Annotated in this window: 2 protein-coding genes; both read right to left on the bottom strand. The window is 38.0% G+C overall.

Annotation, left to right across the window (positions count from 1 at the left end):
* Positions 1 to 128: 128 nt before the first annotated feature.
* Entirely contained in the window at positions 129 to 1,013 is an 885-nt protein-coding gene (locus FTT77_RS17110; protein WP_000155092.1) for an Mph(E) family macrolide 2'-phosphotransferase, read from the bottom strand.
* A 55-nt stretch (positions 1,014 to 1,068) separates the two neighbouring features.
* Positions 1,069 to 2,532 carry an ABC-F type ribosomal protection protein Msr(E) gene (gene msr(E) / locus FTT77_RS17105; protein ID WP_306229565.1) on the bottom strand — a complete coding sequence of 488 codons (1,464 nt, stop codon included), beginning with the start codon at positions 2,530 to 2,532 and terminating at the stop codon, positions 1,069 to 1,071.
* Between the last annotated feature and the right edge of the window lies 1 nt (position 2,533).

Raw genomic sequence — 2,533 nt, 5'->3', positions numbered from 1 at the left:
GAAATTTTATGTTAAATGATTGTTAGAAATGCCCCTTGATCGAGGCATTTTCTATAAAGAATACTAAAAACTAATTAAAGCCAACCAAGTTTCAAAACAAGGCAGTTCTCAGCAATCATATTTTTAAATTATATAACTCCCAACTGAGCTTTTGCTCCAACGATAAGGCTTTCATTTTGAGTTTCTAAGGCAAATAAACCATACATCAAAGGAGAGGCCGCTGCTCTTTCTAAAGTCTGTTCATATAGTTTATTCCAAACTTTACCCCCTAGTTTTTCATACTCGATGATTAGAGTTTTGAGGCTTTCTTCTCCAAACAAAGTTACATGCCCAGCAAAATCAATCGCTGGGTCATCTATATGGGCTGTTGACCAATCAATAACGCCTGAAACAGCTCCATCCTTTGAAGCTAGTACATGCCCAGCATATAAATCGCCATGTATAAATTGGGTGAAATCTGCCCATAGAACATCATTATCCAACCATTTTCTGTAGCGGGTTTCCAATTGCTCACTTATACCAATTTCAGATTTTACTAACTGCAAATTGTTTGCTATTTCAGGTCTTAAATCTGAAGGTTTCATAATTTTCAAATCATTTTCCCGAACTTCTTTTTCAGGAATACTATGGATTTCAAATAAGGTTTTTGCCAAAGATGTTATGTATTTCGGGCTATCTTTGTCCATATTCCAAATTATTTCATAGGTTTCAGCATCCAAATTTAAAACAGGATTATCTTTAAGTATGGGATAAGCCACTAATTCTGTAGATGAAATTCTCCAATCAGGAACCTCTACAGAAAGATGTTTTTTTACCAATTCTAAAATGCGTTTTTCTTTCTTGATTTGTTCCCTCATGCCATCACGACGAGGAATACGCAGCAACCATTGTTGCCCCTTTGTATCAAGAGCAAAAACGACCTTAAAATCAATGCCCATTTCATTGAAATTCATTTTGTCCGTAAGCAACAAGCCGTGTGCTTCAGCAAGTGATTGAATATCTTGAATTGTCATTTTTAATTTCCTTTAAAGAGTTCAATAATTAATGTTCGGATTAGATTGGCTATCATTAACAATCTCTCTCAAAAGTCTTGATGATTTTGTGGTCTTTGATCTCGTAGATAATGTCAGCAATATTATCGACCAATTGCTTGTCATGAGATACGAAGATAATAGTTCCTGCATAGGACTTCATCATTGTTTCTAATGCGGCAATACTTTTTAGGTCAAGATAGTTTCCTGGTTCATCCATAAGCAAAATATTATATTTTCCTAAAAGCATTTTGGATAAAAGCAGTTTGATGATTTCACCTCCCGATAAGTCGGATAAGTTTTTTTGAATATCATTCGCTCCGATCCCCATTGAAGCCAATACTGCACGAATTTCCGCAACTGTGTACTCGCACTCTTCCTGCATAAAGGAGAGCACAGATTTATGCGTGTTAAATTTATATCCTGTTTGTGTAAAGTAGCCAATTTCAGCTTTTGGAGATATGGTTAATCCATCAGCACGTTCTGATATCATTTTTAACAAGGACGTTTTCCCTGTTCCATTCGATCCAGTTATAGCGACTTTAGCGCCAAGCGGTATTATAAAGTTAGCGTCATCAAAGATAGTACGGCTACCAAATTTTAAGCTCAGACCATCTGCCGTAATCGGGAACTTATTGTGCAGTTCTAGGGCTGAACTTTGACGAAAACGAATAGAACGCAAATGCTCTGGTGCTTGAATATCTTCTAATGCAGCCAAACGCTTTTCCATACTCTTAGCTGCCTGATACAGTTTTCTTTGCTTGGTGCCAGTCATTTTTGCATGCCCAAGTCGTCCAGCACTTTCGGTAGAGTTTTTGGATTTTTCTCCTTTTTTCTTATTGTCTAATCGATTAGCTTGCTGGCGTTTTTCTTGCACAGCAGATTCTAATCGCTCCCGTTCCTTCATCATCAGCTCATATTCTACGGCTTGGTGTTGTCGCTCTTCTTCTTTTTGACGCAAGTAATCCGAGTAACCACCCCAATATTCCGTAATTTTACCGTCTTTTAACTCCCATATCTTGTCTACAACCATATCAAGAAAATATCGGTCATGACTGATAACAAGTAATGCTCCATCAAATGCTTTAAGTTGACCAATAAGTAGATCTATTCCATTGAGATCAAGGTGGCTGGTTGGTTCATCCGCTAGAATGCCATGTACTTGTTGGGAAAATGCGGCAGCAATTTTTGCACGAGTTTCCTCTCCGCCACTCATTGTGTCGTTTTGTACATTGGAAACACCAAGGCGAGATAACATTGCCCGGTCTTCGACCGTTTCTATTTCGATTCCGCCCAGTTGGCTGATATGTGCAAAATCACCAAAACGCTGTAATGTCGCTTCGGCTAAAACAATTTCGCCATTAAGTACTTTGAGTAAACTACTCTTTCCTGCTCCGTTATCACCCACAAGACCAATACGGTCATAAGAGTGAATTTCCAATTCATCAATATCCAAAACATCACGCCCAGCATAATCCAAGCGTATGTTTCTCGCTTTAATA

The sequence above is a fragment of the Acinetobacter sp. YH01010 genome (genome assembly GCF_013420775.1).
GTDB classification, from domain to species: Bacteria; Pseudomonadota; Gammaproteobacteria; order Pseudomonadales; family Moraxellaceae; genus Acinetobacter; species Acinetobacter amyesii.
The sequence above is the reverse complement of the archived record's forward strand: the minus strand, read 5'-3'. Positions and strand labels throughout refer to the sequence as shown.

What these genes read in the sequence shown, in the direction of transcription:
- FTT77_RS17110 (WP_000155092.1), bottom strand. Translation starts at nt 1,013, where the DNA reads ATGACAATTCAAGATATTCAATCACTTGCTGAAGCACACGGCTTGTTG.